The sequence below is a fragment of the Pseudomonas abyssi genome (genome assembly GCF_003444685.1).
GTDB lineage: Bacteria > Pseudomonadota > Gammaproteobacteria > Pseudomonadales > Pseudomonadaceae > Halopseudomonas > Halopseudomonas abyssi.
Map to the genome: position 1 here is coordinate 1,315,539 of NZ_LMAZ01000001.1, position 21,888 is coordinate 1,337,426.

Consider the following 21,888-nt stretch of genomic DNA (forward strand, 5'->3'; position numbering starts at 1 on the left):
TCGATAAAATGCGCGCCAGTTCAGACGGACAGGGCGCCAGCCCAACCCCTTCGACAGGGTGTTCTCTGATCTATGCGCAGCGGTAGTTCAGTTGGTTAGAATACCGGCCTGTCACGCCGGGGGTCGCGGGTTCGAGTCCCGTCCGCTGCGCCATTTTGCAAAAGCCCTGATTCGCAAGAATCAGGGCTTTTTTGCTTTTGTCAGCTGTGTTTCAACCAAGATGCGCCGGGTCGATCGCCTCGCCGTTCCAGGCATTGAGCCGTTCACGAATATCCTCAAACATCGCGTCGTACTCGTGGTGCGCTGACAACGACATGAACTCCCTGGTCAGCACGCCGTGACGCCGCAGTATGTGATCAATGTTGCTGGCAAAGTTGAACGCGGTATCGCGCGGCAGGCTGAAGGTCTCGCGCACCACCTGCTGATTGATCTCACCCTCAACGACGAATTCGACCGCACTGCGCTGGCTGTCGATGCTGTAGTGAATGTCCAGACTGTAGCCTGTGTCCTCTGGCAGTAACTGAAGACGACTGATATGCAGATGGCCGGGTTCAAACATGAGAGTTCCTCCTTGTCTACAGAGATTAGTTCGGATGCCGCGCGGGTGAAAGTCGCGCTCTGGCATGCCTCTTGCTGAATGTCTGTCAGCATTGGCAGGAGGCGAGATATGACATCAGCGTTGGATTTTATGTTAGCGGCACGGCGCAGCGAAATGCAGGGGCTGCAGGCGTTGTCACTGACGTGTGCGCTGGTGGTGCAGGTAAGTCGGTTGGTGCATGCATTGCAGCGAGAGCGCGGGTATTCCAACTTTTGTCTCGGAGGGCAGGCGGCGAGCCATGCGCAGATGCTGGATGCGCTGAGCCAGCAGGCGCAGGAGCAGGAGCGGGTGGTGCGTACGGCGCTGGGCGAGATGGACCTGGAGCGCGGCAGCAGTGCTGACAAGGCGCAGCTTTACACGCGCATTGCCTATGCGCTGCATGTCCTTGATGGGTTGCCTGCGTTGCGCCAGCGGGTACGGGAGGCCTCGGTGTCGGCTGCCGAGGCGACGCGGCACTTTTCGCGGCTGGTTGCAGCACTGCTGGCGGTGGTATTTGAGGCTGCGGATACGGCGGTCGACCCACGCGTTACCCGGGCGCTGGTGGCGCTGTTCAACTTTATGCAGGGTAAGGAGCTGGCGGGGCAGGAACGGGCGACCGGGGTGGCGGGTTTCATGGCGGGCTACTTTGATGCCGCGCTGCAGGACCGCTTGCGCTTTCTCCAGGATGGCCAGCAGCGCTGCTTTGAGAGCTTTATCGAGGCTGCCGATGACGCGTCGCGCGCTGACTGGGACCAGTTGTGCACGGCTGAGCTGGTTGAGCAGATCGAGCGGCTGCGCCAGATGGCGATGCGCACCACCTCAGACCAGCGGGTGCAAGGCGAGCTGGGTGATGTGTGGTTCGACCTGACCAGCGCCCGCATGGATACCATGAAGCAGATCGAAGACCAGTTGGCTGACAGTCTGCAGCAGCTGTGTGCACAGCAGACCCGTAAGGCCAAGGCGGACCTGGATAACCAGCGTCGGTTGCTGCGCCAGCTTGATCAGCTTGATCGGGACGCAGGGCAGGGCGCGCCACGGCTGTACAACGTTCAGGCCACCGATTTGCAGGCGCTGCCTGGTGAGGCGCCGGGCGGCCAGGTCAATCGCTCGCTGCTGGACGCCTTGCACGAGCAGACCCAGCGCTTGCAGCAGCTGCAGGATGAGCTGGAGCAGGCCCGTGAGACGCTGAACGAGCGCAAGCTGGTTGAGCGTGCCAAGGGGCTGCTGATGAGCCAGCATGGTTTGAACGAAGAACAAGCCTATCGCACGTTGCAGAATGCAGCGATGGAACGCGGGCAGCGACTGGCGGACGTGGCGCGGACGCTGCTCAACCACAGCGATCAGCGTAAGCCGTTGTAAGGCCGGCTTGCTTTGTAATGGTGCGAGTGGCGCTCCGTGTTGGTGCGCAATGCGCCCTGGCGGAGCGCTCAGGCTGACTCAGGTCAAGACGGCGGGGAACTAGTGCGGTCATTATTCATCTGAATGTCATGCTGGCGCGTTAGCGTCGGCTTGAACCCAAAAAAATGACAGGAGTGTCGTATGAACGATTACGTAGAAGAGCTGATTGAACTGCAATCCCAGCAATGGGACGATGATGTTGAAGACGCCGAAGAGATGTAAAACCTCTTCGCGCGTTTTATCCACTATCTGCTTTATCCCTCTGTTTTAAATCTGTATTTCCTTCTCTATTCTGTTCGCCTCCAGCAGCTCTTTGCGGTAGCTGCCAGGCGGTGATCCAGTCCAGCGCTTGAAAGCCCTCTGTAACGCCTCGGGTGACGAAAATCCCAGCAGGTAAGCCACCTCGCCCAATGCCAATTCGGTGTCACGTATATAGCTGATTGCCAGATCGCGGCGCATCTCGTCGAGGATCTGCTGGTAGGTAGTATGCGCTTCGTGCTGCAGGCGTCGGCGCAGCGTCCAGGCGGTCATCCCCAAGTGATCGGCTACCGCTGGTAGTGTGGGCGGCTGGCCGTCGAGCTGCGGCGCAACCAGACTTTCCACGCGCTCGCGCAGACCTCGGTGTCGTGTCAGCTCGCGCAGCTGCTGGCTGCACAGCTCGCGCAGGTGCGCGTAGGTGCCGGCAGCACTTTGCGTCAGTGGCAGCGCCAGGCTGCGAGGCTCCCACAGCAGCTGGTTGTGCTGTTGCTCAAAGTGGACCGGGCAACCAAACACCTCCTCGTAGCGCGCGGCGTAGGGCGGAGCGGGAAACTCGATATGCACCTCGCGCAGGCGCGCCTGGCCGTTTGTCAGGATGCGTCCGGCATGGGCGCGTGCCGATAGCGCCGAGTCCACCACAAAGAGGTTGAACATGTTGTACGGGCTGATCGAGTAAAAGCGCAGCGCCGGTGGCTCAAAGCTGGAGTGACCACGGTAGTTCTGGCTGCCAAGCAGTTCGAATTCCACCAGTGTGGCGAAGGCTTCTTCCAGCGTCGGAGCGCATTGGGCGGTCATGCCCGTCAGCCCGAGGTGGCTGAGTTGGCTGCAGCCGCCCATGGTCAGGCCGATGGCCGGGTTGCGGGTGTAGCGGATAGCGGCGTTCCCCAGGCGCATGAAGCGCGCGATGCTGATGCGTGCGTGGGGCTGGGCCAGCAGGGCGTCGTCAATACGAAAGCGCGCCAGCAAGGGCCTCGGGTCCAGCCCGGAGCGCTGTATCGCTTCGCGCAGGGCCAGCAGGTAGCCAACAGAGATATCACCCAGTTTCATGCTGTGGTCCGCTACTGTGTCGGCTGCAGTGTAATTTATCGTTATTAAAGTGTCACTTCAGGTTATTGAGTGGCGTCGCGAGCGGGCCTATTGTTTTGCTCACAAACAGGCGCCGGGCATGTATCCGAGCGCCGAACCTGATGATGACGCCGGAGTAACCGATGAGCGAACAAACCCTGTACCCGCACCTGCTGGCCCCGCTGGATCTGGGCTTTACTACCTTGCGCAACCGGACCCTGATGGGGTCAATGCACACCGGGCTGGAAGAGCGCCCTAATGGCTTTAACCGCCAGGCTGCCTACTTTGCCGAACGGGCGCGCGGCGGCGCGGGGTTGATCGTGACGGGCGGTATCGGTCCGAACGAAGAAGGGTGTGTGGCACAGGGCGCGGCCAAGATGACCACGCCGGAAGAAGCGGCCCAGCACAAGGTGATCACTGACGCTGTGCACGCCGAAGGCGGCAAGATCTGCATGCAGATTCTGCACGCTGGCCGTTATGCCTACAGCCCCAAGCAGGTCTCCGCCAGCGCAGTGCAGGCGCCGATCAACCCGTTCACGCCCAAGGAGCTGGACGAGGAAGGTATCGAGAAGCAGATTGCCGACTTTGCCCGTTGTGCCACGCTGGCCAAGGAGGCGGGGTACGACGGCGTTGAAGTCATGGGCTCGGAAGGTTATTTCATCAACCAGTTTCTGGTTGCCCATGTGAACAAGCGTACTGACCGTTGGGGCGGCAGCTACGAAAACCGCATGCGCCTGCCAGTCGAGATTGTGCGCCGGGTCCGTGAAGCGGTTGGCCCGGAGTTCATCATCATTTATCGCTTGTCGATGCTGGACCTGGTCGAGGGCGGCAGCACCTGGGATGAAATCGTCATGCTCGCCAAGGCGATTGAGAAGGCCGGTGCGACCATCATCAACACCGGTATCGGCTGGCATGAGGCGCGGATTCCGACCATCGCCACCAAGGTGCCGCGTGGTGCCTTTGCCAAGGTCACCGCCAAGCTCAAGGGCGAGGTGTCCATCCCGCTGGTCACCACCAACCGCATCAACACGCCGGAGCTGGCTGACCAGCTGCTGGCCGACGGCGCCGCGGACATGATCTCCATGGCGCGTCCGTTCCTCGCTGATCCCGAGTTCGTCAACAAGGCGGCCGCCGGCCGCGCCGATGAGATCAACACCTGCATCGGTTGTAACCAGGCCTGCCTGGATCACACCTTTGGTGGCAAGTTGACCAGCTGCCTGGTGAACCCGCGTGCCTGTTACGAGACCGAACTGAACTTCATTCCGACCACCCAGGTGAAGAACATTGCCGTGGTGGGGGCTGGTCCGGCGGGTCTGGCGGCCGCGACCGTTGCTGCCGAGCGCGGCCACAACGTTACCCTGTTTGATGCTGCCGACAAGATTGGTGGTCAGTTCAATATCGCCAAGCTGGTGCCCGGCAAGGAAGAGTTTTACGAGACCCTGCGCTACTTCGCCAAGCGGATCGAGAAGACCGGGGTCAAGCTGGAGCTCAACCGCCGTGTCGATGTGAGTGATCTGACCGAGTTCGACGAGGTGATTCTGGCGACCGGGATCGTGCCGCGCACACCGGATATCCCGGGTATCGACAACCCCAAGGTGATTGGCTATCTGGACGCTATTGAGCAGCGCAAGCCGGTAGGTCAGAAGGTGGCGGTCATCGGTGCTGGCGGTATCGGCTTTGATGTGTCCGAAATGATCACCCATCAGGGCACCAGTCCGAGCCAGGACATTGACCTGTTCTGGAAGGAGTGGGGGATCGACCCGAATCTCGAAGCCCGTGGCGGTATCGCCGGCGTCCAGCCGCAGCCGCATCCGCCGGCGCGTGAGGTTTATCTACTGCAGCGCAAGACCAGCAAGGTCGGTAACGGCCTGGGCAAGACCACTGGCTGGATTCACCGTGCAGGCCTGAAGAGCAAGCAGGTACAGATGCTCAACTCGGTCAACTACCTGAAGGTGGATGACGAAGGGCTGCACATCAGCATTGGCGAGAATGGCGAGCCGAAGGTGCTGGCGGTTGATACCATCATTTTGTGCGCCGGTCAGGAACCGTTGCGTGAACTGCAGGCCGGTCTGGTGGCCGCCGGCAAGAACGTGCACCTGATTGGCGGTGCCGATGTGGCGGCTGAACTGGATGCCAAGCGCGCCATCGATCAGGGCTCGCGCCTGGCGGCAGCCATCTGAGGCGCTGGCCGCCGGTGCCTTGCAATGGGGTGCCGGCGGCCCAAAAAGTGCGACGGATTCGGCTTTTTCAGCTTCAACTCCACGGCGCCTGCGGGCCCCTTGCCAAGTCGGTCACACACGACATGGAACCTTTTGCCTACACTGTGAGACTGATGAGGGATCAGGGACAGCCAAGTCCCGCGTAGGGACAAGCCGCTGCAGGGCGAGGAGATTGAATGATGAGCACGGCAGCCAAGCCGTTACTGACCGAAGCGGTCATGTTCTTTTCCGAACGTGGGATCAGCAAGGAAATGCTGTTCCCCGAGTTCGAGGCATTGCTGGATGGTCTGGTTGCCTCCCCCGAATTTGCTGACGAAACCGTGGAAGCGGTGTTTTTGCAGATCAACGCCCGTCTGCAGGTGCGTGCCGCGGTGTTTTTTACCCTGGATTTTGACCTCGACGGCTACGTCAACCGCCTGTGGAACATGCCGCTGCGGCAGATCGCCGAGCGCGCCGAGCGCGGGCCGGACATGGGCGGCGGCCCCATTCGACTGGTGTGCCTGGGTTACAACAAGCAACCGCAGTACCGGCCCATGCTGTGGAAGCCGGGACAGCGAGCCGGCACTAACGATCTGGCGCTGGTCAAGGATGCCGTAGCACGTAACTCTCTGGGCATTCTTGGTGAAGACGAGGAAACCCTGGGTGTGATTTCGCCCGAGCGTCTGAATATCGCTGCCGAGGATGCCTGGTATGGCGGTGGCAATATCGTCGGCGGCGTCGCGGCGGAAGCTGCGGTTGCTGAAGAAGCTCAGGCCCAGCAGGAAAAGCACGACCGCGAGGTGCGCGAGTATCGCCAACAGATCGAGCTGCTGAATAACCGCTTGCGCGCGCTGACGCTGGAGAAAGAGCAGGCGCTGGTGGAGCTGCGCGGTACCCATGCCGAACACCTGGAAATCGTGCAAGGGGAACTGCTGGATATCAAGCAGGAGCTGGCCCAGCAGCAGAAGGTCAACGCCCACCTCAAGCGCGAACTGAGCAAGGCGCAAAGTCGGTCATCGACCGACATCGACTGACCCTGCTGCTCAGGCTGGCCAGGCGTCATCCACACAGAGCAGCCGTTCGGCGCTCAAGCTGTCATCCCCCGCCGCACAGAACATGCGCGCTCGATGTCGCCCCAGGCGCTGGCAAAGCGCACGCATGTCAGCGGGGCTGAGCGCTTCGGCAGCGTCGGCTGCCGGTGGCATTAACCATTCCTTATGCGGGAGCTGCAGCCAGCGCGAGCGTGCGGGCAGCGTCTTCAGGGCGCGTACCGGGCACCAGTGCAGGGGCCTGGGTGGTGCAAGACCGCCGGCTGGCAGCGGCATTGGCTGATCCAGCGGCGTGAACAACCCACCCTGCAACCAGGCGGCCGAGACCTCGGGCAGCGGCAGCGCCCGATGGGCGGTGGCAAGCTCGGGCAGGCGCTGGCTGAGTGGCAACTGGTGCTGAATCAGGCGAGACAGCTTGTGGGCCAGGGTGTCGCGGGTATCAATGCCCCACCAGTGCTGGGGGGCACTGCAATGCTGCAACGGGTCGTGCAGGTCGGCGCGGCCCAGGTAGAACTTGACCGCCAGCTCCAAATGCACGATGGCACCGTCGGCCGCCTGTATCACCAGATCCATTTCACCCAGCGTGTGCGCGCCGCGGCGCAAGGCGATATTGTGGGCCAGAATGCGCGTGTCCGGCGCCAGGGTCAGCAGGGCGTGCCAGAGGCGCTCGTAGTGGCTGCCGAGACGTCGGTCCGGCGAGTCGCTGAACAGCTCGGCCAGGCGGTGCGGGGCTGCATCCAGCAGACTCAGCTGATGCCAGAGCTGATCCGGATCCTGACGCCAGACAGAGTCCTGCAGCGGATCGCGCATGGGCAGTAATTGACCGTCAAGCAGCGCCGGGCTGGCGGCTACCCAGGCCAGGTCGCGGACAAGCGGGTTGTGAAAACGCGGTGGCATCGCGGCTCCCGTATTTGCCAGTCACAGCTGGCTGCGGAATAATCGGCGCGTGCCCCAAGTCTCGGGCATCTCACAGACGAACGCAAAGGGGTGGTATGGATCAGTTCCGCAACATCGGTCTCATTGGACGTCTGGGCAGCGGGCGTGTGGTCGATACCCTCAAGCGGCTCAAGCGATTTTTGCTCGACACCGGACATACCGTGATTCTGGAAGACGCGGTGGCGGAGTTGCTGCCGGGCCACCAGCAGCAGGTGTGCTCGCGCAAGATGATGGGCGAGATCTGCGACCTGGTGATTGTAGTCGGCGGCGATGGCAGCCTGCTTGGCGCCGCGCGTGCGCTGTGCCGTTACAACATCCCGGTACTGGGCGTGAACCGCGGCGGGCTGGGTTTTCTGACCGATATTCCGCCAGATGAACTCGAGGCGCGCGTAGGCGAGGTGCTGGCCGGCAAGTACATGGTCGAAACGCGCTTTCTGCTGGACGCCTTTGTGCGCCGCGGCGAAGAGCAACTGGGCACCAGTGAAGCCTTGAACGATGTGCTGCTGCACCCGGGCAAGTCGGCGCGGATGATCGAGTTTGAACTCTATGTTGACGGCCAGTTTGTCTACAGTCAGAAGTCGGATGGCCTGATTGTGGCCACCCCAACCGGCTCGACCGCCTACTCACTGTCGGCCGGCGGGCCGATCATGCATCCCAAGCTGGATGCCGTGGTGCTGGTGCCGATGTTTCCGCATACGCTGTCCAGCCGCCCGATCGTGGTGGACGGCAACAGCGAACTGAAGATCATCATTTCCAAGCAGAGCGGTATCTATCCGCAGGTCAGCTGCGATGGTCAGGTGCACATGTCCTGCGCACCCGGCGACAGCATTACCATCCGCAAAAAACCGCAGAAGCTGCGGCTTTTGCATCCGCTTGATCATAACTTCTACGCCATTTGCCGCAGCAAGCTCGGTTGGTCCAGCCGCCTGACGGAGCAGTAAGGTGAGCGACGCCGAGCTCGACCGGGGCTATGACATCATCGGCGATGTGCACGGCTGTGCGCATACTCTCGAACGCCTGTTGGAGCAGATGGGCTACCGCCGCCTGAACGGCGTCTGGCAGCATCCGCGCAGGCAGGCGCTGTTTCTCGGCGATATCATTGATCGCGGCCCGCGTATTCGCGAGGCGCTGCACCTGGTGCGGGACATGGTTGAAGCGGGGCAGGCGCGCTGCATCATGGGCAACCACGAATTCAACGCCATCTGCTGGGAGACGCCAGCGCCGCCGGGCAGCGGTCGCAGCTACCTGCGCGAGCATACCGAGCGGCATCATCGTCTGATTGGCGACACCTTGGCGCAATTCGACGCCTGGCCGCAGGAGTGGCGGGAGTTTGTCCAGTGGTTCGGCGATCTGCCGCTGTTTCTGGATATGGGCCCGTTTCGGTTGGTGCACGCCTGCTGGGACAGCAGCCTGATCGAGCCGCTGCGTCAGGATTACCCGGACGGCCGCATAGACGACGCGTTTCTGATGGGCTCGGCGCACTGGGGCAGCTTCCCGGCGCAGACCTTTGACCGGCTGCTGCGTGGCACCGACATGCGCTTGCCGCACGGCATCACCATGACAGGGAAAGACGGTTTTACCCGCGCGTTCTTCCGCACCAAATTCTGGGAGGAGGCGCCAGAAACCTACGGCGATGTGGTCTTTCAGCCCGATGCCTTGCCGGAGCCGGTGGCGGAAAAGCCGCTGACCGAGCAGCAGAAAAGCGACTTGATGCTGTACCGACCGCACGACCCCTTGCTGTTTGTCGGCCATTACTGGCAGCAGGGTACGCCCCGGCCGATTCGACCGAATCTGGCCTGCTTGGACTACAGCGCCGTGAAATACGGCAAGCTGGTGGCCTATCGCTGGAGCGGCGAAACCCGTCTGGAACGCGATCACTTTGTCTGGGTCGAAGTACCGCAAATGAACTGAAGCGAGGCTCGCCATGCTCAAGGCGCTAACCCGTCCGTTGAACGAAGACCTGTCCGCGTTGGCACGCTTTCTGCGCCAGCGCGGGGTCGTGCACCGTATTGCCGAGGAACGTGGCGAGCAAGTGGTCTGGGTGGTGGATGAAGCCAGTGCGCAGATTGTCCGTAGTCTGTATGAGCAGGGCATGGATGCGTTGCCGCAATCGGGTGGTGATCCACGTCCACCTAGCCCGGCTGCACAGTTCTGGCGTCAGGCCCACCGGTTGATTCCGGTTACGCTCGGTGTGCTGGTAATCACTGCGGTGGTCGCGCTGCTGACCAGTATGGGCAGCGATGTTCGCCAGGTGGTGATGTTCACCTTTACGCCGCTTGAGCCCAGCGGGTATCTGGCTGAACAGCCGGATATGAGCCAGTGGTGGCGCTTGATCACGCCGATCTTTCTGCATTTTGGGATCATGCACCTGGCGTTCAACGCGCTCTGGTACTGGGAGTTGGGCCGGCGCATCGAAATGCGCTCCGGCGGGCTGTGGCTGCTGGGTCTGACGCTGCTGATCGGTCTGGTCTCCAATACCGCGCAGTGGCTGTGGAGTGGTAACAGCAGCCTGTTTGGCGGGCTCTCGGGCGTGCTGTACGGTCTGCTTGGCTATTGCTGGCTATACCAGAAGCTGGCGCCCAACGTGTTCTTTGACCTGCCACGTGGTGTCATCATCATGATGCTGGCCTGGCTGGTGCTGTGCATGACCGGGCTGATTACGCTGCTGGGATTTGGCGCCATCGCCAATGCCGCGCATGTCAGCGGCCTTGTTACGGGCTGTCTGATCGGCGCCGCGGCAGGTGTGTTGCAGCGCCAGCGGCAGGTACAATAGCGACTTTCACTCATCCAGCGGGAGACCCGATGACAACCTTCGTCGAGATGCTGCGCAACATCAGCCCGGAAATCTATCAAAGCCTCAAGCTGGCCGTGGAGATCGGCAAATGGCCGGACGGGCGCAAGCTGACGCAGGAGCAGAAGGAACTCTGCCTGCAGGCGATGATTGCCTGGGAGCAGGACAATCTGCCGGAAGAGGAGCGCACCGGGTACATGGGGCCGCAAGGCTGCAAGTCGCAGGAGCAGGAAATTCCCAATATTCTGTTTTCGACCCGCTCGGAGACCTTGCATTGAGCCAGCTGCAGTTTCAGGGCGGCGTCAGCAAGATGCGCGGCCAGCTAGAGTCGCCCGAGACGCCGGTGACCTACAGCTTGCCCATCGGTGATGAGCAGGTGCCGCTCAACGCGTTGCTCGGCAAGACACTGCGTCTGGAAGCGCTGGGCGTGATCAACTGCGTGCATTGCGGCCGCAAGACCAAGAAAAGCTTCAGCCAGGGCTACTGCTACCCGTGCTTTACCAAGCTGGCGCAGTGCGATGTCTGCATCATGAGCCCGGAGAAGTGCCACTATGATCAGGGCACCTGCCGCGAGCCGGCCTGGGGTGAGCAGTTTTGCATGACCGATCACATTGTCTATCTGGCCAATTCGTCAGGATTGAAGGTGGGCATTACCCGCGCCACCCAGATTCCGACCCGCTGGATTGATCAGGGCGCAAGCCAGGCCCTGCCGATCATGCGAGTAGCCACCCGCCAGCAGTCCGGCCTGGTCGAAGACCTGCTGCGTCAGCAGGTGGCAGACAAGACCAACTGGCGCGCACTGCTCAAGGGTGACCCTGAACCGCTGGATCTGTGCGCCGAGCGTGATCGCCTGCTGGATAACGCGGAGGCGGGCCTCAGTGAGCTGCAGTCGCGCTTCGGCTTGCAGGCAATTCAGTTGCTGCCCCAGGCCGAGGCGCTGGCGATTCGCTATCCGGTCGAGCAGTACGTGGCCAAGCCGCAATCGGCCAACCTGGACAAGGAGCCGGTGCTGGAAGGCACGCTGCTTGGCATCAAGGGGCAGTACCTGCTGCTCGACACTGCAGTGATCAACATTCGCAAATACACAGCCTACCAACTGGCCTTCAGCGCCGGTTGAGCCATAACGGCAGGGCCGCCCTGCAGCGGGGCGGCCGAACACGATTTCACCGGCCGACGCCGGCCGCAGCGGAGCTCTGATATGCGTACCGAACAACCCAAGACGATATACCTCAAGGACTACCAGGCCCCGGATTACTGGATCGATGAGACCCAGTTGACCTTCGAGCTGTTCGAGGATCATGCGCTGGTGCACAGCCGTCTCGCTTTGCGCCTGAACAGCGACCGTCACGGCGCCGGCGCGCTGCCTGCGCTGGTACTGGACGGCCAGGAGCTGGCGCTGCTCAAGGTGGTGCTGGACGACCAGGAACTGGGCGAGGGCGAGTATCAGGTCGATGAAGACAGCCTTAGCCTGCAGCCAGCAGCGGCAACCTTCGAGCTGGCCCTGACCACCCGCATCGAGCCGCAGAACAATACTGCGCTGGAAGGACTCTACAAGTCTGGCAGCATGTTCTGCACCCAGTGCGAGGCCGAAGGCTTCCGCAAGATTACCTACTACCTCGACCGCCCGGATGTGATGAGCCGCTTCACCACCACGGTGATCGCCGAGCGTGAGCGCTATCCGGTGCTGCTGTCCAACGGCAACCCGATTGCCTCCGGCGAGCACGAAGGCGGTCGCCACTGGGTCAGCTGGGAAGACCCGTTCCCCAAGCCAGCCTACCTGTTTGCCCTGGTGGCTGGTGATCTGTGCCTGCTTCAGGACAGCTTTACCACCATGAGCGGGCGCACCATTGACCTGCGCATCTACGTCGAGCCGGAAAACCGCACCCAGTGCGACCACGCCATGGACAGCCTCAAGCGCTCCATGCGCTGGGACGAGGAGGTCTATGGCCGCGAGTACGACCTGGATATCTTCATGATCGTTGCCGTCAATGACTTCAACATGGGCGCGATGGAGAACAAGGGCCTCAATATCTTCAACTCCAGCTGCGTGCTGGCGCACCAGGATACGGCGACCGACATGGCCTTTCAGCGGGTCGAGGCGGTAGTAGCGCACGAATACTTCCATAACTGGTCCGGCAACCGGGTGACCTGTCGCGACTGGTTCCAGCTGTCGCTTAAGGAAGGCTTTACCGTCTTCCGCGACTCGGAATTCTCTGCCGACATGAACTCGCGTACGGTCAAGCGTATCGAGGATGTCACCTTCCTGCGTGCCAACCAGTTTGCCGAAGACGCCGGCCCGATGGCGCATCCGGTGCGCCCGGACTCCTTTATCGAGATCTCCAACTTCTACACCCTGACCGTCTACGAGAAGGGCGCCGAAGTCGTGCGCATGCTGCATACCCTGCTGGGTGAAGAGGGCTTCCGCAAGGGCACCGACTTGTACTTCGAGCGTCACGACGGTCAGGCGGTCACCTGCGATGACTTTATCAAGGCGCTGGAAGACGCCAACGGTGCCGACTTTACCCAATTTAAACGCTGGTACAGCCAGGCCGGTACGCCGCGTTTGAGCGTCACAGCTGACTACGATGCGACCAAGCGCGAGTTCCGCCTACATTTCACTCAGGTTTGTCCGCCCACACCGGGCCAACCCGACAAGCTCCCGCAGGTCATCCCGGTGCGCATGGCGCTGCTGGACCGTGACGGCAAGGAGATGGCGCTGCAGCTCAATGGCGAGGCGCTTGGCAATGAGGCTGTTGTATCCATCACCGAAGCCGAGCAGACGCTGGTATTCGAGAATGTGCCGACCAGCCCGCTGCCGTCTCTGCTGCGCGGCTTCTCGGCTCCGGTCAAGCTGAGCTATCCCTACAGCCGCGATGATCGGGTGTTCCTCGCCAAGCACGATCCGGACGGCTTCAATCGCTGGGAGGCGGCGCAGGGGCTGGCGGTAGACGTGCTGCAGGGGCTGGTTGATATTCACCGTGCCGGACGCCCGTTGAACCTGGACCAGCGGCTGGTCGATGTGATGCGCAGTGTGATTACCGATGCCGAGCTGGACGCCGCCATGGTGGCAGAGATTATTCGCCTGCCGTCCGAAGCCTATCTGGTCGAATTGGCCGAGGTGGCCGACATTGATGCCATCCACTTTGCCCGCGAGTGGCTGCGCCGTGCGCTGGCCGTGGCGCTGCGTGACGACATGGCTGCCCGCTATCAGGCCCTGGCAGCGGCCGGGGCAGGGGAGTTCAGTGCCAGCGCTCCGGCTATGGCTGACCGTAGTCTGAAAAACAGCTTGCTGGGGTACCTGATGCTGACGGGCGAGCAGCAGGTGCTGGGCTGGTGCGTGCGCCAGTTTGTCGAGGCCAGCAACATGACTGACCGCCAGGCTGCGTTGGTCGCGCTGGTCAACTCGCCCTTCGAGCAGCAGCGCGAAGCCGCACTGGCTGACTTTGCCGAACGCTGGTCCGCCTATCCGCTGGTGATGGACCAGTGGTTCAGTATTCAGGCCATGGCCAGTCAGCCCGGTGCGTTGGAGCGGGTCGAGAAGCTGATGGGGCACCCGCTGTTTACCCTGCGTAACCCGAACAAGGTGCGTGCGCTGATCGGGGCGTTCGTCAATCAGAATCTCTCCAACTTCCACGCCATCGATGGCAGCGGCTATGCCTTCCTGGCAGATCGCATCATCGACCTGGATCGCAGCAATCCGCAGATCGCCTCGCGTCTGGTCACGCCGCTGAGCCGCTGGCGCAAGTTTGATGACGAGCGTCAGGCGCTGATGCGCGGGCAGCTGTCGCGCATTTTGGCGGAGAAGCTGTCGCCCGATGTCTATGAGGTGGTGAGCAAGTCGCTGGCCTGACCGGCAATGGCGAGTCCAGGAGCGCCAGCCGTCTGGCGCGCGGCTCTTGAACTCGCCGGCAATAAATGAGTTACTCAGCACGCGCAAGCGTGAAATTTTAATAAAAAATTACCGACAGGTATTTGTACCCGGCCCGAGAGGTCTCTAATATGCCCTGTCCGCTGGCGGAATGACTGCATGGCTGCGCCTGCGCTGCAGCAGGTCCCATGTGGCGACAACATGCTTCCCGTAGCGGAGCAACACCTATAAAAACAAAGAGGGGTGGTGTTTATGCGTAAGCCGTCTACCTGGCGTGCTTCACTCGCAACCCGCGCAGCTGTCTCACTGCGGGGTTCGTATCTCAAGAAAGCGTTTTCTGTTTCTGCGTTGGCCTCTGCCGTAATGTTGTCCGGCTTGGGCGCGCTCGGCTCTGCTGCCGTACAGGCCAATGACACTGTCGGTGAAGCGGTGCAACCGGCCATTCAATCTCCCTTGGCTGCGCATACGCTGTTGATCGACGCCGCTGTGGTGGGTGATCGTCTGGTTGCTGTCGGCAGTCGGGGGCACATTGTCTATTCCGATGATCAGGGCAAGAGCTGGACCCAGGCTGAGGTGCCGGTACGTCAGCTGCTGACCGCCGTGTACTTTGTTGACGACAAGCGCGGCTGGGCGGTTGGTCATGACTCCCTGATTCTGAACACCACCGACGGTGGCGCCACCTGGGCGATGCAGTATCGCGACCCGGAGCTGGACCAGCCGGTCGACCCGGACGGCCCCAGCCTGCTCGAGCGTCCGCTGATGGACGTCTGGTTCCGTGATGCCAACACCGGCTTTGCTATCGGCGCCTATGGCACCTTCCTGCGCACCGACGATGGCGGCCAGACCTGGGAAGATCGCACCTACGACATCGACAACCCCGATGGCTTCCATTACAACGCCATGGCCGAGGTCAAGGGCGCGGGTCTGTTCATCGCCGGTGAGATGGGCACGCTGTACCGCTCACCTGACTTTGGTGATACCTGGGAAACCCTGACCGATCTGCCCTATGACGGCTCCTGGTTTGGTGTGTCCGGTACGGCGCAAAACAACGTCGTACTGGTCTGGGGTCTGCGTGGCAACATGTTCCGTTCCACCGACTTTGGTGACAGCTGGCAGCAGGTTGAGCTGAATACTCCCAACAACGGCCCGCTGGAGGCGACTCTGCTGGGTGGTGGTGTGTCTGCTGGTGGCGCGGTAGCGGTTGTGGGCGCCGGTGGCGTCGTCGTCACCAGCGACAACGGCGGCCGCAGCTTTGACGTCATGACCCGTCCGGACCGCGTGGCACTGGCTTCGGCCCGTGTGCTGAGCAACGGCGAACTGCTGCTGGTAGGCCAGCATGGTGTTGTCACCATGCCTGCCGACGCACTGCACGCGCACTGATAATAATTACAAGCCAGGAGAATCTGGATGTCCTTTGACCAGAAAGATGCCCCCTTCATGGAGCGGTTGGTCTTCAACAACCGCCTTGCAGTGGTGGTTCTGTTTACCCTCGTTTCACTGTTTCTCGGTTATCAGGCGCTGCAGGTACGGCCCGATACCAGCTTTGCCAAGATGATTCCGCTTGAGCACCCGTACATCGTCAACATGCTCGAGCACCAGCACGATCTCGCCAACCTCGGTAACTCCATCCGCATCGCGGTGGCCATTGAAGACGGCGACATCTTTAGCTCCGAATACATGGAAACCCTCAAGCAGATCAACGACGAGGTGTTCTTCCTGCCCGGCGTTGATCGTTCCAACCTGCGCTCGCTGTGGACGCCGAACGTACGCTGGACCGAGGTAACCGAATACGGCTTTGACGGTGGTCCGGTCACCAACCATCCGTCTTACACCAATGAGCAGGACCTGGAAGAGCTACGCGCCAACGTGCTTAAGTCGGGTGAGATCGGTCGTCTGGTGGCCAACAACTTCAAGTCGAGCATCATCGAGGTGCCGCTGCAGGAGTTCTATCCGAACCCGGAGAATCAGAGCGAGCTGCTGCGTCTGGATTACAAGGAGTTCTCCCATCAGCTGGAAGAAAAGATCCGTGATCGCTTCCAGAACGAAAATCCGAACATCAAGATTCACATCGTTGGTTTCGCCAAGAAAGTGGGTGACCTGATCGATGGTCTGATCGGCGTGGTTGGCTTCTTTGCCATCGCTTTCGCCATCACCTTCGTGATGCTGTATCTGTTCACCTGGTGTATCCGCAGTACCGTATCGGTACTGGTGACTACCGTGATTGCGGTGATCTGGCAGCTGGGTCTGATCAACCTGGTCGGTTTCGGGATTGACCCGTACTCCATGCTTGTGCCGTTCCTGATCTTCGCTATCGGTATTTCCCATGGCGTGCAGAAGATCAACGGTATCGCGCTGCAATCCGGTGGTGCCGACAACGCGTTGATGGCGGCTCGACTGACCTTCCGTCAACTGTTCCTGCCGGGCATGATCGCGATTCTGGCCGATGCGGTTGGCTTTATTACCCTGCTGATCATCGATATCGGCGTGATCCACGAACTGGCGATTGGTGCCTCCATCGGTGTTGCCGTGATCGTCTTTACCAACCTGATCATGCTGCCGGTCACCATCTCCTATCTGGGTATCAGCAAGAAGGCCGTCGAGCGCTCCAAGCGCGATGCGGTGCGTGAACACCCGTTCTGGCGCTTCCTGTCTAACGTGGCTCACCCGAATGTGGCGCCTTGGCTGGTGATCATCGCGCTGGTCGGCGGCGTCAGCTGCTTCATGTACCAGAAGGCGAACATCAAGATCGGCGATCTGGATGCCGGTGCGCCCGAGCTGCACCCGGATTCGCGCTACAACCTGGATAACGACTTTATCATCAGCAACTACACCACCAGTTCCGACATTCTGGTGGTGATGGTCAGCACGCCGCCGGAGAAGTGCTCTGCCTACGAAACCATGGAAGCCATCGACCAGCTGCAATGGAAGATGCAGAACCTGGAAGGGGTGCAGTCCGCGGTATCGCTGGTTACCGTCGCAAAACAGGTGATCATGGGCTCCAACGAGGGCAACCTGAAGTGGCAGAGCCTGTCGCGTAATCAGGACGTACTGAACAACGCCATCAGCCGCGCGCCATCCGGCATGTTCAACGCGGCCTGTTCGCTGGCGCCGGTGATGATCTTCCTGGATGACCACAAAGCCGACACCCTGACCCGCGCCACCGATGCGGTCAAGGAGTTCGCGGCCGAGTACAACACCGACGATATGACCTTCAAGCTGGCTGCAGGCAACGCCGGTATCGAAGCGGCCACCAACGAGATCATCTCCAGCTCGGAGGCGACCATCCTGGTGCTGGTGTATATCTGGGTAGGCGTGATGTGCATGATCACCTTCCGCTCGCTGCCGGCAACCATCTGCATCGTGCTGCCGCTGGTCCTTACCTCGGTGATGGGGAACGCGCTGATGGCCTTCCTCGGCATTGGCATGAAGGTGGCAACGCTGCCGGTGATCGCGTTGGGTGTAGGTATTGGTGTGGACTACGGCATCTACATCTACAGCCGCCTGGAGACCTTCCTGCGTCAGGGTATGCCGCTGCAGGAGGCGTACTACGAGACCCTGCGCTCGACGGGTAAGGCGGTACTCTTTACCGGCCTGTGTCTGGCGATCGGCGTAGCGACCTGGATTTTCTCGGCGATCAAGTTCCAGGCCGACATGGGGCTGATGCTGACCTTCATGTTCCTGGTCAACATGATCGGTGCGATGCTGCTGCTGCCGGCACTGGCGCGCTTCCTGATCAACCCGGAGAAGGTCCGCCGCTCCAAGGGCAGCAAGCTGTCTCACTGAGGCGACTGACTGACCTGCAAGGCCCGCCAATTCGGCGGGCCTTGTTGTTTTTGCGTGGCTTAAAGAGTGATTCTCGGGACAATATTGCAGCTAAAAGTGGTGATTCCGCATCAATATTGTGATTAACAAAAGATAACCGTCAGCCGTTGGCGCTGGCCCCCTTGCCTCGTTACCATGATCTACTAAGCGCACCAGCGCAGAAGATTGATAACAATAAGGGGGATTGGTGTATGCGTGAGCCCACTCGTCGGCGCACTCAAACGACTCTGCCGGCCGTGTCCGGCCACCGGGCGCAGTTACGCAAACTGTTCTTTTCAATTCGCATGCTGTCTGCTGCCAGTCTCAGTGCCGCACTCTGTGCTGCACCGGTAGCGCTCGCTGCTGACACCGTTGCCGAGGCACCCAAACCGGCTGTCAAATCCGAGCTGGCCAGTCACACGCTGCTGCTCGATGTCGCTGCCGCGGGTGATCGCCTGGTCGCTGTGGGTAGCCGTGGCCATATCGTCTATTCAGATGACCAGGGTGCCAGCTGGACTCAGGCCGAGGTTCCGGTCCGTCAACTGCTGACCTCGGTTTTCTTCGTCGATGCCAACAACGGCTGGGCGGTAGGCCATGACTCCGTCATCCTGCACACCTCGGATGCCGGCACGAACTGGGAGATGCAATACCGCGACCCCGAGCTGGACATGCCTGAAGACCCCAACGGCCCCGGCCTGCTGGAACGTCCGCTGATGGATGTCTGGTTCCGTGATGCCAACACCGGCTTTGCCTTCGGCGCCTACGGTATCTATCTGCGTACCGATGACGGTGGCGAGAGCTGGGAAGACCTTTCCTTCGACATCGACAACCCTGACGGCTTCCACTACAACGCGGTCACCGCGGTGGAAGGTGCCGGTCTGCTGCTGGCCGGCGAAATGGGCACCCTGTATCGCTCGCCTGATTACGGCGACACCTGGGAAACCCTGCAGAACTCTCCCTACGATGGCACCTGGTTCGGCGCTGCCGGCACCGGTGAGGCCAACCAGGTTCTGGTCTGGGGCCTGCGCGGCAACATGTTCCGCTCTACCGACTTTGGCGACAGCTGGGAGCAGGTCGAGCTTCATACACCGAATAACGGTCCGCTGGAAGCCACGCTGCTTGGCGGCACCCTGTCTGCCGGCGACAGCCTGGCAGTGGTCGGTGCCGGCGGCGTAGTGCTGACCAGCAACAACCACGGTGAGAGCTTCGACGTGGCTGTACGCCCCGACCGCGTAGCGCTGGCAACCGCCAAGTATCTGCCTGATGGCCAGATGCTGCTGGTCGGTCAGCACGGTGTGGTCAAGGCATCCCCCAAGGGTCTGCCCAACATTCAATAAGAATTAGCTGCCAGGAGAGTCTGGATGTCCAAGCATCATCAGGAGACGAGCGCTCCCTTTGTGGAGCGGTTGATCTTCAATAACCGCATTGTCGTATTGCTACTGTTTTCGCTGCTGACCCTGTTCTTCGGGTATCAGGCCGCGCAGGTTAAGCCCGACACCAGCTTCGAGAAGATGATTCCTCTCAAGCACCCCTACATCGCCAACATGATCGAGCACCAGAATGATCTGCCGAACCTCGGCAACACCATTCGTATTGCGGTGGCGATCAAGGACGGCGACATCTTCTCCACCGAGTACATGGAAACCCTCAAGCGCATCAACGATGAGGTGTTCTTCCTGCCGGGTGTAGACCGTTCCAACCTGCGTTCGCTGTGGACGCCGAATGTGCGCTGGACCGAGGTGACGGAGTACGGCTTTGACGGCGGCCCGGTGGCCAATCGTCCGGCGTACCTGAGTGAAGCGGATCTGGACGAGCTGCGGGAAAACGTACTCAAGTCCGGTGAAATCGGTCGGCTGGTGGCGAACAACTTCAAGTCGACCATCATCGACATCCCGCTGCAGGAAGCCTATCCCAACCCGGAAAACCAGGGTGAGCTGATCCAGCTGGATTACGGTGACTTCTCGCGTCAGCTGGAAGAGAAGATTCGTACCGAGTTCCAGGGCGAAAACCCGAACATCCAGATCCACATTGTCGGTTTTGCCAAGAAGGTCGGTGACCTGATCGACGGCATCATCAAGGTGGTGATGTTCTTCGGTGCTGCGCTGCTGATCACCTTCGTGCTGCTGCTGATCTTTACCCGCTGCTTCAAGAGCTCGCTGACGACACTGGTTTGCTCGGTGATTGCAGTGGTATGGCAGCTTGGTTTGCTGCGCACGCTTGGCTTTGGTCTGGACCCGTACTCGATTCTGGTGCCGTTCCTGGTGTTCGCCATCGGTATCTCTCACGGTGTGCAGATCATCAATGGTATGGCGATCGAATACACCGGGGCCGACGACGCGCAAACCGCTGCCCGCCGAGCCTTCCGTGCGTTGTACATTCCGGGCATCGTGGCGCTGATCTCTGACGCCGTGGGTTTTGTGACCCTGCTGCTGATCGAGATCGAGGTTATTCGCGAGCTGGGTATCGCGGCCTCTGTCGGTGTGGGTGTGATCATCCTGACCAACCTGATGCTGCTGCCGATTCTGATGTCCTACATCGGTATCAGCCGCGGCGCTGTTGAGCGTAACCGTAACCTGGCCAATCGTCCGCAGAAGCTGTGGCTGACGATCTCGCGCTTTGCCCACCCGACCGTCGCGCCGATCTCCATTGTGCTGGCCATTGGTGCCTTTGCCTTCGGTATCTACCACGGCAAGAACGTCGCCATCGGTGACCTTGATCCGGGTGCGCCGGAGCTGCGTGCCGACTCGCGTTACAACCTCGACAACCAGTTCATCATCGAAAACTACTCTACCAGCTCCGATATTCTGGTGGTCATGGTCAAGACGCCGGCAGAGCGCTGCTCCGCCTACGAGACCATGGAAGCCATCGATCAGCTGGAGTGGCGCATGAACAACCTGGACGGCGTGCAATCAGCGGTATCGCTGGTGACCGTCGCCAAACAGGTGATCATGGGTAACAACGAGGGCAACCTGAAGTGGCAGACCCTGTCGCGCAACCAGGACAATCTGAACAACGCCATCAGCCGTGCGCCGTCTGGCATGTTCAACTCGGCCTGTTCGCTGGCACCGGTCATGATCTTCCTGGATGACCACAAGGCCGAAACCCTGCAGCGCGCAACCGCCGCAGTGGAAGAGTTTGCTGCCGAGCACAACACCGACGATATGCAGTTCCTGCTGGCGGCCGGTAACGCCGGTATCGAAGCGGCGACCAACGTCGTGATCGAAGCGTCGCAGACCAAAATGCTGCTGACCGTGTACGCGGTGGTGATCCTGATGTGTCTGATCACCTTCCGTTCGATCCGTGCGGTGCTGTGTATCATCATCCCGCTGGCGTTGACCTCGGTGCTGGCCAACGCACTGATGGCCTTCCTCGGCATTGGTGTGAAGGTAGCAACCCTGCCGGTAATTGCCCTGGGTGTGGGTATCGGGGTGGACTACGGCATCTATATTTACAGCCGTCTGGAAACCTATCTGCGTCAGGGCCTGCCGCTGCAGGAAGCCTACTATGAAACCCTGAAGACCACGGGTAAGGCAGTGACCTTCACCGGCTTTACCCTGGCCATCGGTGTGGCCACCTGGATCTTCTCCGCGATCAAGTTCCAGGCTGACATGGGTATCCTGCTGACCTTTATGTTCCTGTGGAACATGTTCGGCGCCCTGTGGCTGCTGCCGGCGCTGGCTCGCTTCTTGATCCGTCCGGACAAGCTGCGTAGCTGAGTGAATTGAGCTGCACAAAAAAATCGCCTTCGGGCGGTTTTTTTGTGGGCGATATTTAGGGGGCGGTACGGAGTTTCAGGGTGCACGTGCTGCTTGGCGCTTCAATGGGGTGGTGGAGTGTGCACCCGGGGTTCGTCCCGTTTACGCGGGCGAGTAGCGCAGGGCTGGCGGGGAAAAGGACGGCAGCCTGTTTGAGGAGCGCAGCGACGAGTTCTGCCGGCCCCCGTCAGA

The 21,888-nt window shown here is 60.8% G+C and carries 16 protein-coding genes and 1 tRNA gene; 14 read left to right on the plus strand and 3 right to left on the minus strand.

Features of this window, described 5'->3' with window-relative positions; translation table 11 throughout:
- Positions 1 to 76: 76 nt before the first annotated feature.
- Positions 77 to 153 (plus strand) — tRNA-Asp (locus ASB58_RS06065).
- 58 nt (positions 154 to 211) lie between these two features.
- Here ASB58_RS06065 and ASB58_RS06070 read toward each other — a convergent pair.
- Positions 212 to 559, minus strand: coding sequence for a DUF5064 family protein (locus ASB58_RS06070; RefSeq protein ID WP_165771282.1), 348 nt, complete (start codon positions 557 to 559; stop codon positions 212 to 214).
- Positions 560 to 667: 108 nt separating this feature from the next.
- Between ASB58_RS06070 and ASB58_RS06075 the strand changes: the two genes are divergently transcribed.
- Positions 668 to 1,936, plus strand: a complete 1,269-nt coding sequence (locus ASB58_RS06075) for a nitrate regulatory protein (protein ID WP_096005073.1) — start codon at positions 668 to 670, stop codon at positions 1,934 to 1,936.
- A 306-nt stretch (positions 1,937 to 2,242) separates the two neighbouring features.
- Here ASB58_RS06075 and ASB58_RS06080 read toward each other — a convergent pair whose 3' ends face one another.
- Positions 2,243 to 3,280, minus strand: a complete 1,038-nt coding sequence (locus tag ASB58_RS06080; protein ID WP_118129670.1) for an AraC family transcriptional regulator — start codon at positions 3,278 to 3,280, stop codon at positions 2,243 to 2,245.
- A gap of 161 nt (positions 3,281 to 3,441) precedes the next feature.
- Between ASB58_RS06080 and ASB58_RS06085 the strand changes: the two genes are divergently transcribed.
- Positions 3,442 to 5,478: an NADPH-dependent 2,4-dienoyl-CoA reductase gene (locus ASB58_RS06085; RefSeq protein WP_118129671.1), complete on the plus strand. Its 2,037-nt coding sequence runs from the start codon at positions 3,442 to 3,444 to the stop codon at positions 5,476 to 5,478.
- 215 nt (positions 5,479 to 5,693) lie between these two features.
- Positions 5,694 to 6,530 carry a hypothetical protein gene (locus ASB58_RS06090; protein WP_118129672.1) on the plus strand — a complete coding sequence of 279 codons (837 nt, stop codon included), beginning with the start codon at positions 5,694 to 5,696 and terminating at the stop codon, positions 6,528 to 6,530.
- Positions 6,531 to 6,539: 9 nt separating this feature from the next.
- Here the strand turns inward: ASB58_RS06090 and ASB58_RS06095 are convergent, their stop codons facing one another.
- Positions 6,540 to 7,442: a DUF1853 family protein gene (locus ASB58_RS06095; protein WP_118129673.1), complete on the minus strand. Its 903-nt coding sequence runs from the start codon at positions 7,440 to 7,442 to the stop codon at positions 6,540 to 6,542.
- Between the two features lie 95 nt (positions 7,443 to 7,537).
- Here ASB58_RS06095 and ASB58_RS06100 point away from each other — a divergent pair, with 95 nt between their 5' ends.
- The 10 genes from ASB58_RS06100 to ASB58_RS06145 all read left to right on the plus strand — a co-directional run bounded on the left by ASB58_RS06100 (position 7,538) and on the right by ASB58_RS06145 (position 21,657).
- On the plus strand, positions 7,538 to 8,422 hold the full coding sequence (locus tag ASB58_RS06100) for an NAD(+) kinase (protein WP_083724201.1): 885 nt from the start codon (positions 7,538 to 7,540) through the stop codon (positions 8,420 to 8,422).
- Between the two features lies 1 nt (position 8,423).
- On the plus strand, positions 8,424 to 9,392 hold the full coding sequence (locus ASB58_RS06105) for a metallophosphoesterase (protein ID WP_096005077.1): 969 nt from the start codon (positions 8,424 to 8,426) through the stop codon (positions 9,390 to 9,392).
- A gap of 13 nt (positions 9,393 to 9,405) precedes the next feature.
- On the plus strand, positions 9,406 to 10,254 hold the full coding sequence (locus tag ASB58_RS06110) for a rhomboid family intramembrane serine protease (RefSeq protein ID WP_118129674.1): 849 nt from the start codon (positions 9,406 to 9,408) through the stop codon (positions 10,252 to 10,254).
- A 29-nt stretch (positions 10,255 to 10,283) separates the two neighbouring features.
- The gene (locus tag ASB58_RS06115) at positions 10,284 to 10,550 is read left to right on the plus strand and encodes a YeaC family protein (RefSeq protein ID WP_096005079.1); all 267 of its coding nucleotides are present in this window, start codon (positions 10,284 to 10,286) and stop codon (positions 10,548 to 10,550) included.
- Between the two features lie 32 nt (positions 10,551 to 10,582).
- Positions 10,583 to 11,389, plus strand: coding sequence for a DUF2797 domain-containing protein (locus ASB58_RS06120; RefSeq protein WP_118130012.1), 807 nt, complete (start codon positions 10,583 to 10,585; stop codon positions 11,387 to 11,389).
- Between the two features lie 81 nt (positions 11,390 to 11,470).
- Entirely contained in the window at positions 11,471 to 14,122 is a 2,652-nt protein-coding gene (pepN, locus tag ASB58_RS06125; protein ID WP_118129675.1) for an aminopeptidase N, read from the plus strand.
- Between the two features lie 270 nt (positions 14,123 to 14,392).
- Positions 14,393 to 15,520: a WD40/YVTN/BNR-like repeat-containing protein gene (locus ASB58_RS06130; protein WP_096005081.1), complete on the plus strand. Its 1,128-nt coding sequence runs from the start codon at positions 14,393 to 14,395 to the stop codon at positions 15,518 to 15,520.
- Between the two features lie 27 nt (positions 15,521 to 15,547).
- A complete protein-coding gene (locus ASB58_RS06135) occupies positions 15,548 to 17,923 on the plus strand; it encodes an efflux RND transporter permease subunit (protein WP_118129676.1) in 2,376 nt (791 codons plus the stop codon).
- 230 nt (positions 17,924 to 18,153) lie between these two features.
- Positions 18,154 to 19,278: a WD40/YVTN/BNR-like repeat-containing protein gene (locus tag ASB58_RS06140; protein ID WP_118129677.1), complete on the plus strand. Its 1,125-nt coding sequence runs from the start codon at positions 18,154 to 18,156 to the stop codon at positions 19,276 to 19,278.
- A gap of 24 nt (positions 19,279 to 19,302) precedes the next feature.
- The gene (locus ASB58_RS06145) at positions 19,303 to 21,657 is read left to right on the plus strand and encodes an efflux RND transporter permease subunit (protein WP_118129678.1); all 2,355 of its coding nucleotides are present in this window, start codon (positions 19,303 to 19,305) and stop codon (positions 21,655 to 21,657) included.
- The last annotated feature ends 231 nt before the right edge of the window (positions 21,658 to 21,888 follow it).